A 14,853-nucleotide genomic window follows, 5' to 3' on the forward strand; every position below is an offset into this window, starting at 1 on the left:
TATTACTCTTATCTTTCAACACAATGTGTTGTAAGAATTAGCACCGTGCCCATAAATGGGTCGGTTGCCGGGCTTCGTAGGGCTCATCCCTCCACCTGCTCTTGATAAGACATCGAATATTTAACTATTTTGAATTATTCCACAAACGAATGGTATTGTCAAACAGTATTTATAAAAAAATCCCTCAGGAAGAGGGATTTTAATGTGGTAAGAATATCAATTGATAAGCAAACAAAATTCCAAATACATACACAAGTGGGTGAACAGCACGGAATTTACCTTTTGCCACTTTCATAAGTGGATATGAAATAAATCCAAGTGCGATACCTGTTGCGATACTTGATGTAAGTGGCATGCTTAAGATTACTAAAAATGCTGGGAATGCTTCATCAAATGCATCCCAATCGATGTGGCGAACTGAACCCATCATAAGACTACCAACGATAATTAATGATGGTGCAGTAATAGCTGATACACCAGAAACAGCACTTACTAATGGGCCGAAGAATGCTGCTAGTGCGAATAGAACAGCTACTGTAACAGTTGTTAAACCAGTACGACCACCAGCTGCAACACCAGCAGATGATTCAATGTAAGCTGTTGATGGTGTTGTTCCGAACATAGAACCGATTGTTGCTGAAAATGAGTCAGATAGAAGAGCTCGTCCAGCTTTTGGAAGCTTTCCGTCTTTCATAAATCCACCTTGTTGAGCTACCCCAAGTAATGTACCTGTTGTATCGAATAGTGTAACAAGGAAGAATGAGAATACAACGCCATATAATCCGTAGTTAATTACGTCAGATACAGCAGTAATTGGATTTGAAACGATAATTCCTTCTGGTAATCCAGGCATTGATGTAACACCGTTTGAGAATGTTAACTGTCCTGTGAAGAAAGCGATAATACCAGTTAATAGCATACCAATAAATAGTGCGCCATTTACATTTAAAGACATAAGAACAATAGTAATTCCAAGCCCAGCCAATGCTAGTAGAACTGGAGCAGAGTGAAGATCACCAAGTCCAACTAAGTTTGCATCATTTTTTGTAACGATACCTGTTAAACGTAAACCGATAAAGGCGATGAAAAGACCGATACCAGCAGTAATTGCATGTTTTAAGTTTTCAGGAATTGCTTCCATTAATTTTGTACGGAAAGATGTGAATGATAACAAAATTAAAATCATACCTGCTACGAATACAGCAGAGAATGCAATTGCGAAAGTCATGCCTTCATGAGCTTTTACAACAGAGTAAGAGAAGTAAGCATTTAATCCCATACCTGGCGCGATTGCGATTGGTAAGTTTGTAAAGATTGCCATAAATAATGTTCCGACAACAGCAGCGATAATTGTTGCTGTAAATGCTTGTTCAAATGGAACACCTGCATCCCCAAGGATAACAGGGTTTACGACAATGATATATGCCATTGTTAAGAAGGTAATAATACCTGCCATAATTTCAGTTTTAATAGAAGTTTTATGTTTTGAAAGGTTAAACATATAAACATCCTTTCTGTTTACGAATAATTTTCACAACAGTTATATATAATATTCGTTTTTTAACTATTTTGCAATAGTTTTGTATAAAAAGTTTACAACAATTCATATTTTGTGTCTTAAATTCGAATATTAATCGTAACTTGATGTGTGAATTTCAGTTTTTATTATGCACATTATAAGGAAAAGGAGTTGAAAGAAGCTATGCCACAGCAAAAAAACTTTGTAACAATGCCAGCGCAACATCAAAATAAACAGCCTGGTATTGAATCATTAATGAATCCACTTCCGCAGTTTGAAGATTCAAATTATAAAGGTAGCGAAAAGTTAAAAGGAAAGAATGTATTAATTACAGGGGGAGATAGTGGGATTGGACGAGCTGTTTCCATCGCTTTTGCGAAAGAGGGAGCAAATATTGCGATTGCTTATTTAGATGAGGAAGAAGATGCTAATGAGACGAAGCAATATGTTGAGAAAGAAGGTGTAAAGTGTGTATTGTTGCCGGGTGATTTAAGTGATGAACAGCATTGTAAAGATGTTGTTCAAGAGACCGTCCAGCAGCTAGGTAGTTTACAGGTTTTAGTAAATAATGTCGCGCAGCAATATCCGCAGCAAGGACTAGAGTATATTACAGCAGAACAGCTAGAAAAGACTTTTCGTATTAATATTTTTTCTTATTTTCACGTTGCGAAAGCCGCACTTTCTCATTTAAAGCAAGGGGATGTCATTATAAATACCGCGTCTATCGTTGCATACGAAGGAAATGAAACTTTAATTGATTATTCCGCAACGAAAGGAGCAATTGTAGCGTTTACAAGATCACTTTCTCAATCATTAGTGCAAAAAGGGATTCGTGTAAATGGTGTTGCACCGGGACCGATTTGGACACCGCTTATTCCATCGAGCTTTGATGAGAAGAAAGTCTCTCAGTTTGGAAGCAATGTCCCGATGCAACGGCCTGGTCAACCATATGAGTTAGCGCCGGCATACGTATATTTAGCGTCTGGTGATTCTTCTTATGTTACCGGACAAATGATACATGTAAATGGGGGCGTTATTGTAAATGGATAGTTTTCATTTATAAGAGCAAAGTAAAGCTAATTACAATTATTATGGTGAGCGCTAGGGGGGGATATAGGTGAAAAGGGTATGTTTCGTCTTACTATTATTTTTCTTCCTACCGGTTAGTGCTTTTGCTGATACAGATCATTTAATACTAGTTAATCTTACGACAAACCAGTTGTCTTTTTTTGAGAATGGAAATTACACAAAAACATTTCCAGTAACGACTGGAAGAGATCGTACACCTACGCCTGAAGGTAATTTTTGTATTATAACGAAATTTAAAAATAAAGAATACCATCGAAAAAAAATAGCTGGGGGTGCACCGAATAACCCTCTTGGTACGAGATGGCTTGGGCTAGATAAGAATGAATATGCGATTCATGGGACAAACCGGGAATGGACGATTGGAAGTAGGGAATCAAATGGCTGTATTCGCATGCATGACAGGGATATACAATGGTTATATGACCGAGTACAATTACAAACAAAAGTAATCATTTCTCGTTTTCATACGAGCCCCGAATATGAAGCGAATAAGCTTGGTTATCGCGTTGTGAGCTGGAATGGTCGAAAAATAGAAAAAGAACAAATTGGAATACTTACGTTAGTAGACCGCGCGGATATATATTGGCAAGAACCAAATGGACAGTTAACAAAGGTAAAAACTGTATTGCCAAATGAAAGATATCCGGTGTACTCAAAACGAAAAGATGGAATATATTATATAGGAAACAATTCGTATATTATAGATGAAAAAGGAGAGAAAATTCGTTACGAGCAAATTCCTTCTTCGATTTTAAGTAATATATATAAACGGAAATACAATGTTCCGTAATGGCTACCGTATTATAGACGGTAGCTTATTTATACTTGGAGTTTAACTGCAACTATTGTATTTTGCTGAATATAATACAGTACAGATAGGGGGCGGTTATATTATGAAAAGTGAATTTGCGTTTAAAGTTTTCTTAGTAACGACCTGTTTATTTATCGTGTATTTATATGCGTTTCTCGTCTTTTCTTTTTATGTTCCATATGTTGATTTAATATTATTCTTCGGATTTATTTGGGCGTTTGTGAAAGCGAGGGAAGGAGAGAAGAGTATATATCGGCGCATTACCCTATGCGGGACGGCCGTTCTCGTTATTTTGTACTTTTTTATTATGCATGATTTTTGGAGAGGAATGTAAAAAAGCATACGATTAATCGTATGCTTTTATATCTGTTAATGATGGAAGAGAGGCAATTGCACCGTAATTCGTACATGTGATAGCGCCTGCTTTATTTGCAAAGGAGATAAACGCTGTTAAGTCTTTGAAATGATACGAAAGTGTATGTTCACTTTGGGAAATCTGATATAACATTGCTCCAACGAAAGCATCACCAGCACCAGTTGTATCGACTTGTTGAATGGAAATAGAAGAGACAATGGTTTGACCTTCATTTGTCGCAAGAAGGGTACCGTCTTTTCCAAGTGTAATAGCTACTACTTTTGCGCCATAATTTAATAATTTGAGTGCAGCTTGTTGTAAATCACTCTCTTTAGAGAGCATAGTAGCTTCCTCTTGACTTACTTTTACGAAGTGTGCATGTTTTATAAAGGTTAGACAATCTTGAGAGAATTGTTCTGTATTTGTAATGAGTGCACTTCGATAATTTGGATCAAAAGAAATAAAATGGCCCTTATCTTTCGCATATTGTAACAACTTAAAATACGTTTCTTTTAATGGGCTTGATAGTAAAGCTGTCGCTGAACCGAAATGTATTAAATCATTCGTTTGTATTTTTGATAAATCAATGCTATTGAATTGATATTCACCATCTGCACCACGCATAAAAGTAAAATCACGTTCGCCATCTTGATCGATGGATACGAATGCGAGTGTTGTTTGTTTATCTTTTATGAGCATGGATGTATCGACTTGTGCACGCTGTAAAGTTTGTTCAAGAAACTCACCAAATGGGTCGTTTCCTACTTGCCCCATAAATGTAGCGTATCCACCTAATTTTGTAATCGCAGCAGCAACGTTAGCGGGTGCTCCACCAGCTTTTTTTTCGAAATCTGAACCGTTTACTAAAGAAACGTTAGTATTTCGGCACACAAAATCAATTAATAGTTCACCTATACAAAAGACATTTCTCATACAATCCCTCTTTTCAGCTTATATTGTGTGATGGTAAAGTTTAGTTTTGCATCTGAAAAGATTGCGATATGATGTTTCATGTCTTTTCGAGGAAAAACTCGGGACGTAAAGACTGTTGAACCATCGTATAAGAAAATTTCCACGATGCTTTTATCTACAAATATTTGTAGTTCTATCGTATCTTGAATATCGATTTTTTTACAGCGTTCAAATCCATATTCTTCGCCAAATTGATGGTAGAAGTTGCCCCTGTTTATAGAAATAGTACCTTGTTCCCGATTAAATGTAATGGGGAAACATTCCTCCTCATTGTGGAAGAGAGAAAGTCCAAAACGCTTTGCATCTTCTGTTTTAAGTGTAACAATTAATTCATAGGAGTCTTCATCATCAAGCGTTGATAATACATTTAATCCAGCTGTTATATCTCCTGAAATGTCTTTTTTTGTTGTTCGTAGTTTTGTTAATTCTGAAACTGGTTTTTGTTTTAATATGTTATCTTCTAATGTTAATTCACGTGGAAGTGTTAGGCAATGAGCCCACATATAATCATCAGAAGGATATGTGATTTCACTTGATCCTGCCCAAGCCAACAATAGGCGACGACTAGTAGAGTCTTCTAAAGTTTGAGGGGCATAAAAATCGAATCCTTTATCAGCTTCGTAATAGGAATCAACATGGAAATATAAATTTTTAATATCGAAATGGCCTATAGCATAAACGACATTGTATACATTGTGAAAGTTTTCTCCGTCTTTTTCAATTCCTTGCGGTGAAAAGAGAAGTACATCTTTCCCTGATAATTGGAAGTAATCGGGGCATTCCCACATAAATCCGAATTCTTTTAAATTTGTTGTAATTTCGCCTTGGAAATGCCAATTGTATAGGTCTTGTGATTTGTATAGTAATAGAGTTCCTGTTTTATTTTCACGTTGGGCACCGAGTAACATATAGTACATATCATTATGTTTCCAGACTTTTGGATCACGTACATGTTTTGTATATCCGTCAGGAATTATATCAATAACAGGATTATTACTATATTTCGTCATCGTATATTGTGAATCCATTGTTGCCATACATTGTTTTGCATCACGGGAATCATCAGGCTTTTTTATATTCCCTGTATAAAGTAAATGAAGAAGGCCATCTTTTACGATAGCACTACCAGAATATGCACCGTGTGATTCATATCTTTCAGTAGGGATGATGGCTACAGGCATACGCTCCCAGTTAATAAGGTCTTTTGACTTCACATGCCCCCAATGCTTCATTCCATGAATGGGACCAAATGGATACCACTGATAAAAAACGTGATATTCATCATTGTAGTATGATACACCGTTAGGATCATTCATTAATCCAAATGTTGGGTGGATATGATAAATTGGTTTCCATGAATCTTGGTTTGCAATTTCATATAAAGAATGTAATTCGTCTTTATTAGATTGCAGTATTGTTTTATATTTTGACATAGGTTTTCACCCCGTTATTATTTACTTTCTTTATATAAAATGAATGTGGCAACAAAAGCAGTGATAACTGCAATAGCGAAACCAATTATATAGTGAATCATGTTCATCATGCCAAGAGGTGCAACAATTGTAAGCATCGGAATACCTGTTAAACCGTATGCATTAGCCGCCACTTGCATCCAAACAACGTAAGCGCCTCCAATTGCGCCGCCAATAGCTGCTGCAATAAATGGTTTACTAAGTTTTAAATTGACACCAAAAATAGCTGGTTCTGTAATTCCTAAAAATGCTGAAGCTGCTGCTGGAATTGCAATTTCTTTCGTTTTTTTGTTTTTTGTTTTGAAATAGACAGCTAAAGTAGCACCGCCCTGTGCAACGTTCGCCATTGACCAAATAGGGAGTAAGAAATTGACACCGATATCTTTATTTGCGAGTAAGCCCGCTTCAATAGCGTGGAAGCTATGATGTAAGCCAGTAAGAACGATTGCTGAATACAATCCACCGAATATAAGTCCAGCTACTGGTCCTGCAAATTGATAAATTGTATTTAAAAGGTACGTAATGCCGTCACCGATTTTATATCCAATTGGTCCGATAATAATAAGTGATAAAAAGCCAGTTATAATAATTGTTAAGAATGGTGTAACTAATAAATCTAAAGAGTTCGGAACACGTTTTCGAAGTTCTTTTTCAATTGTACTCATAACATATACACATAATAAAATAGGTAAAACAGTACCTTGATAGCCAATCATATCAATATCCATACCAAGAAAATGTAAAACAGTGGGTTTTGCATTTGAAAGAGTCCAAGGATTTGTTAAGTTTGGGTGAGTTAATATACCACCAACAACTGCACCTAAGAAAATGTTTCCACCAAATTCTTTAGCGGCACTAACTCCAATTAAAATAGGTAAAATGATGAAAGCTGCACTTGAGAACATATCAAGTAATTGGATAAGCGAGTGATCTCCAGGAACTAATTTAAACGCTTTCAACATTCCGAGTAGACCCATAAGTAAACCGCTTGCGACGATAGCTGGAATAATTGGAACAAAAATATTAGATAGTGTCTTTGCTAGGCGGGCGATAGGATTCATTTTTTTCTTAGGTATATCGTTTGATGTTGTAGAATCTAGTTCGGCTATTCCAATTAGTTTTGAGAATTCATCATATACTTTGTTTACTATGCCAGTTCCAAAAATAATTTGATATTGCTCGGTCGTTGCGAAAGCACCTTTTACTCCATCGATGTTTTCGATTTCTGCAGAGTTTATTTTCGTATCATCCTTTAATATAAGACGAAGGCGAGTCGCGCAATGTGTGGCACGAACAATGTTTTCCTTTCCACCAATGTTCTGTATTACTTGAGTTGCAATTTGCTTCATATCCATAAAAATTCCCCCTTACTATAAATTTTCTTTTGTGGAACCGGTTCCGCAATAAGTTAAAATAAAAAACAGGGAAATGATGTTGAAAATCCTGTTTTTAAAATGTGGAACCGGTTTTAATTTTATTATAGAGCGCCTTTATATTTTGTCAACGCTTTCTTGGATTTTTAATGTATAACGAGAGTGTAATATTTTTGGTATAGTTTTGTTTTCAACAAGCTGTGAAAGAGAAGTGGCGGCAAGCTTTCCAGCATACTCATAGTCAAACGCAATTGTCGTTAAACTAGGGTGTACCATTTCTGAAATATCATATCCACCGAATCCTGTTACAGAAATATCACCTGGTACAGAAAGGGAGTGGGAGTGAATGACTTTCATTGCGCCAAGAGCGATGTTATCTGTAGCACATACGATAAGAGTTGGGCGATTATTATCTAAAATATGTTGTACTTGTTTCATGGCATCTTCTATGCGGAAAGTTGTTTCGTAATATGAAACGTTGCAAGTCGGTTCTAAATTTTCAATTGCTTTTTGAAAACCATTTTTTCGATTTATTCCAACAGAAATATCATCTTTTTCTATCCCTAAATAGGCAATATGTCGATGGCCTTGCGATAAAACGTATGCCCCTAACTCATAAGCTGCATCATAATCATCGTGAACGAGGCAATATTGATCTTTATATTCTTGCCCGACGAATAAAATAGGGATGTTTGAATTAGCCATAATTTTTTGATGTTCATTCGTTAATGTTTTTGTTAATAAAATAATGCCAGCTACCTTTTGTTTTATAAAGTTTTCAATTGCTTGTATTTCAGTTTCGGTTGTTTGATTTGCATTTGCTACAAGCATTTGATAGTTATTTTCCTGTAATGTTTTATCGATCCCGATAAGTGTTTTCATTGTAGCGAAGGAGTCTAATCGGGGGATGATGACACCAATTAAATTTGTTGTTTTTGCTTTTAAACTTTGAGCAAATGTATTGGGAGAGAAATTTGTTTCCTGAATAATACCTTCGATTTTAAGTTTTGTTTTATCACTTACATATCCGCCGTTTAAGTAACGAGAGACTGTGCTTTTTGCAACTCCAGCCAATTTGGCGATATCTGCAATTGTTTTAGCCATAGTATTTCACCTTCGTATTCATAAAAATGTTAACTTTATTATAGGGAGAATTAGAGATGACGTAAACAAGAAGAGGGAAAGAAAAAACCACCTCACGTATATGAGGTGGAATAATTGTTAATATCTAGGCTTAAATGTATGACAACAAGTCTCTACACTCGTTGCTACAGAACTTTCTAGCGTCTCATTTGTTAAAACAGCAGCTGTATATGAATCATTTTCAGTTTGACCAGTTTCATCTGCATCAGGCTGAACGATGATCGCACTTGCTTGACAAAAGTTACCTTGTCCCCAAAAAGAACAGTTGGAAACAGAACATCTTACTTCTGGCATAAAACCCCCTCCTTATACATTAGTGTGGGATTTTACGCCCATTTCATGTGTAGAAGGAGTTTCCTTTTCTCGTTACTTTTTCGTTTGCTCAAGCCATTCTTTTAATTTGTCTTTCGGCTGTTCACCACTAATACGGCTCACTTCTTTGCCATCTTTAAAATGAATGATTGTTGGTGTACCTTGAATTTTATATTCATCCCAAGGAGCATCTAATTTTTCAATATCCATAACTTTCATATCAACGTTCAAGTCTTTAGCCATTGGCACTACGACAGGAGATAATTTTTGGCAATGAACGCAAGATGTTTGATAAAAGTATACTGTTTCTTCTTTTTTCTCTTTTAAATTCTTTTGAAGATCTGAAAGAGAGATTTTATTTGTGTAGTAGTCAGGACCATCTGTTTGACTACCAGTAGCATTATCAATTTTTTGGCTAGTTGAAGCTTTTTTTTCTTCCATTTGTGTTACAGCGAAAATTGCCGCAAACAAGGCGATAATAATACCACCAAATATAAGCATTTTTTTCATTCTTTCATCTCCTTATTTGTTTTTGATGACAATAAAGCTACAAACAGCGATTGTAATAAAGCTGATAAGTGCTAAAAACGGGATTGTCACAAAGCCGAACCAGTTTATGTATTCTCCCGTACATGGTACACGTCCACAAGCTGCCCCAGCAGCTGAAAATGCTGCGACTTTTTGAATTGCATAGTGATATAAAGAAATACAAGCACCAATAGTTGCGATTGGTAAAGAATAATTTGCGATGCGATAGTCTTTCTTTGCCACAGCGATACCGAGCCATAAAACGAATGGATACATAAAAATACGTTGATACCAACAAAGAACACAAGGCTCAAATTTCATGATTTCGGAAAAGTACAGACTTCCTAGTGTAGCGATAAAAGAAGCTCCCCATGCGGTAAGTAAAGCATATTCTTGCTTTTTTTCTCGTCCCATATTTTATACCTCTCTTATAATAGTTACATACTAAATTATAGTATGAAGTGGTATGGAAAAGAAAGAAAAAATATGTTTATCAATAAAAGTTTTATAAGGAGAAACTTTTATTGATATAAATATTTTAAAAAAGCGCCATTCTCCGGAAGAGAATAGCGCTATAGTTTACATTTGAATTTGTTCTACTTCTTCTACATGCGACTTTTGGGATGCGTGGTCAATATATTGAAATAGGAGCTGCAATTGTTTATCAACTTCTGGGAGTTCTTTACTGTATTGATAAGCGTGTAAAAAATGCTCAATACGCTTAGAAAATAATTGATCGTTCGTTTGAACCATGAGAACGAGTAATTTATCCCAATTACAGCAATACGTGTAATAGAGAGCTTTATCATAGTCGTTATATGTTTGCACTGTGTACCCTCCTTACCGAGAGTTATATATAGTGTGTGATAAGTAAGGAGAAATACACTTGAAAGAATTTGTTAAGAAAAAAAGTGAATGAAAAGAAAAAACGAGGAGTTTCCTCGTTTTTTAAGCTTTTGGCATTGGCGTAGGTGTTGGTTTACCATAGCCTTCTTTGTATTTATTATCGATATAGTTACGAATTTCAAGCGTTGATTTTCCTTTTTGTTTCATGGAAGCAGATTCAACTGCGATTTCTAGGCAATTGACGCAAGTCGTTGCATGGGAGTCCCAAACAACTTCACCATTCTTTTTAATTTCACGAATAAAGCAGTTTTTATTATTTTTATGTCCTACACTTTCACCGCAACCACAATAGCATGGAATCCAATCTAATAGCTCTGCATTTTGTCCAGCGACGGTGTAGATATCTTTCATTTGTGGATCAAGCTTATCTAGGAAGGTCGGAAGTGTGTCGACTCCTTTTGTTTTCTCTTGAATGTCAGCTTGCTGAGTGTGCGATGCGTGGTCATGTTCTTCTTTTTTTGATTCAGAAGATTTTTGGTCATTTGTACCAGTACTTCCGCATCCAGCAAGAATTAAGCTTAGTACTGCAAGTAAAGAAAATACATACTTTTTCATTCGCTTGTCCCCTTTACAAATGTATTAATCAAATTGTATCAGAGATTACGGTGTATCGGTTGAAGATTTTTTTGACTGATTTTTGAAGCGCCATATTAGCGAATGGAATAGAAATAAAATTGGGATATAAGCGTATACAATATATAAACCCGCTTGAGATAGTACGGTATTTAATGTGTTGATACTTTCACGGTTTGTGAAAAATAAGGATGAAATAAAAATAGCTGCGATAAAAAATGGAAGTGTGATTTTAAACGGTATGTGAAAAGATCTTTTACTAATGCAACAAGAAGACCAAATGGTTAAACAAAGATTAGGTAAAATAATAAGATACCATAAGAAAATAATAATGTACTCAAACCTTTGGATGAAAGGAACTTTAATGATTTTTAGCATCGTTAATGTTGGCCAAATGGTATGGTGTAGTTGCCCTTGACTATAGTACATAAGGGAAACGATGGCTAGTATTACGTATAGAATTGTTGTAAAAGCAATACCGCCATGTGCCCATTTATTTAACGATTTTCCTTTTCTAATAAATGGATAAAAGACAAGGATTGCTTCAAATCCAAGAAATTCTAATGCAGATGCTTTCGCTGCAGTTAAAATGTCTAAAGGTGAATGAGTAAGAATTGGAAAAATGTTACGAACATGTGCATATTTCATTGGGAAAACTAAGAAAAGCAGGACGAAAATCGGTATTATGACGCCCCAAAAACATATTCCTGTTACAGAACGAAACCCGCCCCTAATTATGTAATAAGCTACAAGTAAAAATAGTAAAGTTAATTTCCACGGTTTAATTGTAGGAAAGACCCAAACTTGAATCACTTCAATATATGAACGAAGAACAGTAAGGCAAAATAATAAAAGATATGCAGCAAAGCATACGGAAAAAAATTTTCCAATCCACTTTCCGAAACATGTCGTATGAATATTCATTAAATCATTATCTTTTTCTAACATTTTAAGCATGCAAAATAGTACGATATGAGTTGCAATGCCCGCAACGATAAGGGAAATCCAAGAATCATACCCAGCATATTGCGCAATAATCCTTTGGTATCCTAACACACCTACCCCAATTTGAAGGGAGTGTAATAGAAGGAATGTGAAATAAGGGGAAACAGTATGTGTTTTATCTTGTTCAGCCATGATAGCACCTCACTATTCTCCAATACCAGATTGTACGATATTAATTTTTACATTAACGGCAACGTCTACGTTTGGATACATATCTTGAATTTGTTTCATGCTCCATTTTCTTGAGTGACTACGAATTTCTTCACGTATACCGATTGGATCAATTTCTTTTTCTTGGAATTGTTTTATTAATTCGTTTAAATCCTTCTCAAGCGTTTTTTCTACATGTTTTTTTACGTAAGTTACATTTTTACTCTTTGATAAATCAAGCCAGTCAGGGGCATTTTTTATAAGTCCATTTAATTTTAGGCGAATGTGAACTTTCGGAATGTCACCGGGGTTGGAAAGGGAACAAACACTATCTCCAGATAAGTTTTGGGTTGTGACTAAGCCTTTATGTTTACCTTGACGTATTGGGACTTCGTAACGGCCATTTTTCGTTGGATTAATGAGCAATTTAAATAAAAAAGATCCTGCTTTATCTGTATACATAGCCACTTTATCCTTTTTTAAAAAAGCTAGTCCTTTAATGGAAGCAGATTTGTCTTCTGATACTTGAATGTAAGGAAGAAATGGATCGCATCCAGATGAATAGAAGTTATATAAAAAAATATTTAAAGCTGTCCGCGGGATTGTCTCGTTTTTTATATTTTGCTCCAATAAATCAGATAAATAAAGTGATCCATTTATTCTGACATGTTTCAGTAATTCTTCTGCTGAACCATCTACAAGTGCTAGCTGCACATCACGGCCAATGTTAGGATCACGTTGTAAGTTGTTAATAACATCTCCAAGTCCATGTTCACCAAATGCTTTTCCAAATAGGACAACACGCATTTGACCTACAGCGATCGTATGTGGAGATTTGGCGTTTAGAAGGGAAGAGATTGTTTCAATTGTACCTGCATGCGTTGATTGAGTTTCTGGTTTAGATTGTACGCCCTTTGTGTAATCGGGATATAAAATGGTTCCGCGAAATTTTTTATCTTTTATTATATCGAATCCACCTACGTGAATCATTCGCTGTGTATCAACTATATATGCTTCTGTACAACCAGATTGAACAATTAAAATGATAATGGAAAAGCATAATAAAATATTTTTCATTTTTCCTCACCGTCGTGTTTTTCTTTCGCTTTGTTCGGGTCATAGCGCCATTTCTTTTTGGGCCTTAGGAAAGAAGCGCGTTCTGCAGTTTGACTAAATGGAAGGCGAAGGAGTCCTTCTGCTGTCCCTAAACCGCGAAATGGATATAGAGGTAATAAATAAGGTGATCCAAGTGATTTTAAGCGAATTAAATGAGCTAATATGAGTACGAATCCTACAATAAGACCTAAGCCCCCAAATGCACCAGCTAAAAGAATAAGTGGAAATCGTAGTATCCGGATAGTAGAAGACATTTTTACAGTTGGTGTTGTAAAAGAAGCGAGTGCTGATAAAGCAACTGCAATTAATAAAATGTTACTCGTTAAAGCAGCTTGAACAGATGCTTGACCGATTACAATCCCGCCAACGATGCCGATTGTTTGTCCAACTTTTGTAGGTAATCGTGCTCCAGCTTCACGGAGCAATTCGATTGTGATTTCTAAAAAAAGTGCTTCTAAAATGGGTGGAAAGGGTACATTAGCTCTTGAAAAAATAATCGGACCTAGTAAATCCACAGGAATCATTTGATAGTGATACGTTAATACAGCTGTATAAATAGCTGATGAAAATAGTGAGAATGCTGCTCCGAAAAAGCGAACCATTCGAAGAAATGAGCCTGCTATCCATGGTAAATAATAATCTTCTGGCGAGACGAAGAAATCAAGTAACGTCGCTGGTCCAGCTAATGCGTAAGGTGAACCGTCTGTTAAAATAACAACGCCTCCATTCAGTAATGCGTACACAGAGCGGTCTAACCGCTCTGTAGGTAGTAAAACAGGGAAGGGTGAGTTACTATTATCGCTAATAAACTGTTCGATCATAGTTGCATCAAAAGGAACATCAAAGTCAACATCTTGTAAGCGCTGCATTGCAGTATTGATGTGTTGTTCATTTGTAATGCCTTCGATGTAAGCAACTATCACCTTTGTTTTTGATATAGAGCCAACTATAACTTCTTTGAAAACCAATTGTTCTGTTACTATATTTCGGCGAAGTAAGTGTGTATTTGTATCAATATTTTCAACAAATCCGACTTTTGGACCGATTACACTATATTCATTTTCGGTATCGTTATATAATCGTGTACCTAAAACTGAACTTTCAGCACGAATAAGTGCATATTCTGCTGCTTGAGAATCGTTTTTTATCTGTATGAGTACATACCCAACTAATAATTTTTCACGAATATCATCAATAGAAGGATTGGTGATGATCCCTTCGAGTGTAACAATATTTGCTATGTCACTTATATTTTCAATGCGATCTAATTCTCTTTTTACAGGTGTTAAAATGAATCGATTAATGAGGAGTGATTCAGCTGTAGATTTATAATAAAACAAACATAGTGTCCCATCTTCTACGATGTTATAGGAAACGAAATCACTAGATTCTTTCATAGTGAGGATAAACTCTGGAATGGAACAGATTGTTTTTTTCTTCTTTTTAGACGATAAACGAAACATTTTCTCCCCCCTTACTACATCATTTGTTTATGTTAGTTTTTGGGAAAGACGGGAATTTATACTTCA

Annotated in this window: 16 protein-coding genes and 1 riboswitch; of the genes, 3 read left to right on the top strand and 13 right to left on the bottom strand. The window is 35.7% G+C overall.

Translation table 11 applies throughout. The features are described 5' to 3' along the window. Positions 1-5 precede the first annotated feature (5 nt). Positions 6-111: riboswitch (SAM riboswitch) on the bottom strand. Between the two features lie 88 nt (positions 112-199). Beyond that, a complete protein-coding gene (locus tag ACW0JX_RS04050; protein WP_000482715.1) occupies positions 200-1,501 on the bottom strand; it encodes an NCS2 family permease in 1,302 nt (433 codons plus the stop codon). Between the two features lie 201 nt (positions 1,502-1,702). Here ACW0JX_RS04050 and ACW0JX_RS04055 point away from each other — a divergent pair, with 201 nt between their 5' ends. The 3 genes from ACW0JX_RS04055 (at position 1,703) to ACW0JX_RS04065 (ending at position 3,753) form a co-directional block, all read left to right on the top strand. After that, positions 1,703-2,569: an SDR family oxidoreductase gene (locus ACW0JX_RS04055; RefSeq protein ID WP_053565202.1), complete on the top strand. Its 867-nt coding sequence runs from the start codon at positions 1,703-1,705 to the stop codon at positions 2,567-2,569. A gap of 67 nt (positions 2,570-2,636) precedes the next feature. Beyond that, the gene (locus ACW0JX_RS04060) at positions 2,637-3,398 is read left to right on the top strand and encodes a L,D-transpeptidase (RefSeq protein WP_459245386.1); all 762 of its coding nucleotides are present in this window, start codon (positions 2,637-2,639) and stop codon (positions 3,396-3,398) included. Between the two features lie 103 nt (positions 3,399-3,501). Continuing rightward, entirely contained in the window at positions 3,502-3,753 is a 252-nt protein-coding gene (locus tag ACW0JX_RS04065) for a hypothetical protein (RefSeq protein ID WP_000834195.1), read from the top strand. Positions 3,754-3,765: 12 nt separating this feature from the next. On the opposite strand, the gene ACW0JX_RS04070 is transcribed toward ACW0JX_RS04065, so the two are convergent. The 12 genes from ACW0JX_RS04070 to ACW0JX_RS04125 all read right to left on the bottom strand — a co-directional run bounded on the left by ACW0JX_RS04070 (position 3,766) and on the right by ACW0JX_RS04125 (position 14,787). Further along, positions 3,766-4,707 (bottom strand): carbohydrate kinase family protein, encoded by a 942-nt coding sequence (locus ACW0JX_RS04070; RefSeq protein ID WP_440606976.1) that lies wholly within the window; start codon positions 4,705-4,707, stop codon positions 3,766-3,768. After that, positions 4,704-6,179 (bottom strand): beta-fructofuranosidase, encoded by a 1,476-nt coding sequence (scrB, locus tag ACW0JX_RS04075; RefSeq protein WP_459245387.1) that lies wholly within the window; start codon positions 6,177-6,179, stop codon positions 4,704-4,706. Before scrB ends, ACW0JX_RS04070 begins: the two co-directional genes overlap by 4 nt. A 17-nt stretch (positions 6,180-6,196) precedes the next feature. After that, positions 6,197-7,573 carry a sucrose-specific PTS transporter subunit IIBC gene (locus tag ACW0JX_RS04080; RefSeq protein ID WP_459245388.1) on the bottom strand — a complete coding sequence of 459 codons (1,377 nt, stop codon included), beginning with the start codon at positions 7,571-7,573 and terminating at the stop codon, positions 6,197-6,199. A 135-nt stretch (positions 7,574-7,708) separates the two neighbouring features. Next, positions 7,709-8,695, bottom strand: a complete 987-nt coding sequence (locus ACW0JX_RS04085) for a LacI family DNA-binding transcriptional regulator (RefSeq protein ID WP_065224734.1) — start codon at positions 8,693-8,695, stop codon at positions 7,709-7,711. Positions 8,696-8,812: 117 nt separating this feature from the next. Continuing rightward, a complete protein-coding gene (locus ACW0JX_RS04090) occupies positions 8,813-9,028 on the bottom strand; it encodes a DUF1540 domain-containing protein (RefSeq protein WP_001115482.1) in 216 nt (71 codons plus the stop codon). 72 nt (positions 9,029-9,100) lie between these two features. Continuing rightward, positions 9,101-9,556, bottom strand: a complete 456-nt coding sequence (locus ACW0JX_RS04095; protein WP_016082775.1) for a thioredoxin family protein — start codon at positions 9,554-9,556, stop codon at positions 9,101-9,103. Positions 9,557-9,568: 12 nt separating this feature from the next. Then, positions 9,569-9,988 carry a disulfide formation protein C gene (locus ACW0JX_RS04100; RefSeq protein ID WP_459245389.1) on the bottom strand — a complete coding sequence of 140 codons (420 nt, stop codon included), beginning with the start codon at positions 9,986-9,988 and terminating at the stop codon, positions 9,569-9,571. Between the two features lie 165 nt (positions 9,989-10,153). Then, on the bottom strand, positions 10,154-10,402 hold the full coding sequence (locus tag ACW0JX_RS04105; RefSeq protein ID WP_001195459.1) for a YhdB family protein: 249 nt from the start codon (positions 10,400-10,402) through the stop codon (positions 10,154-10,156). Positions 10,403-10,522: 120 nt separating this feature from the next. After that, on the bottom strand, positions 10,523-11,035 hold the full coding sequence (locus ACW0JX_RS04110) for a PCYCGC domain-containing protein (RefSeq protein ID WP_000761026.1): 513 nt from the start codon (positions 11,033-11,035) through the stop codon (positions 10,523-10,525). Positions 11,036-11,080: 45 nt separating this feature from the next. After that, entirely contained in the window at positions 11,081-12,190 is a 1,110-nt protein-coding gene (locus tag ACW0JX_RS04115) for a GerAB/ArcD/ProY family transporter (RefSeq protein ID WP_095691385.1), read from the bottom strand. A gap of 12 nt (positions 12,191-12,202) precedes the next feature. After that, a complete protein-coding gene (gene gerYC, locus ACW0JX_RS04120) occupies positions 12,203-13,285 on the bottom strand; it encodes a spore germination protein GerYC (protein ID WP_095691384.1) in 1,083 nt (360 codons plus the stop codon). Next, complete coding sequence (locus ACW0JX_RS04125; RefSeq protein WP_095691383.1) at positions 13,282-14,787, bottom strand: spore germination protein; 1,506 nt, start codon at positions 14,785-14,787, stop codon at positions 13,282-13,284. The genes gerYC and ACW0JX_RS04125 overlap by 4 nt, the downstream gene beginning before the upstream one ends. Between the last annotated feature and the right edge of the window lie 66 nt (positions 14,788-14,853).

The organism is Bacillus sp. C-3-6 (genome assembly GCF_054509685.1).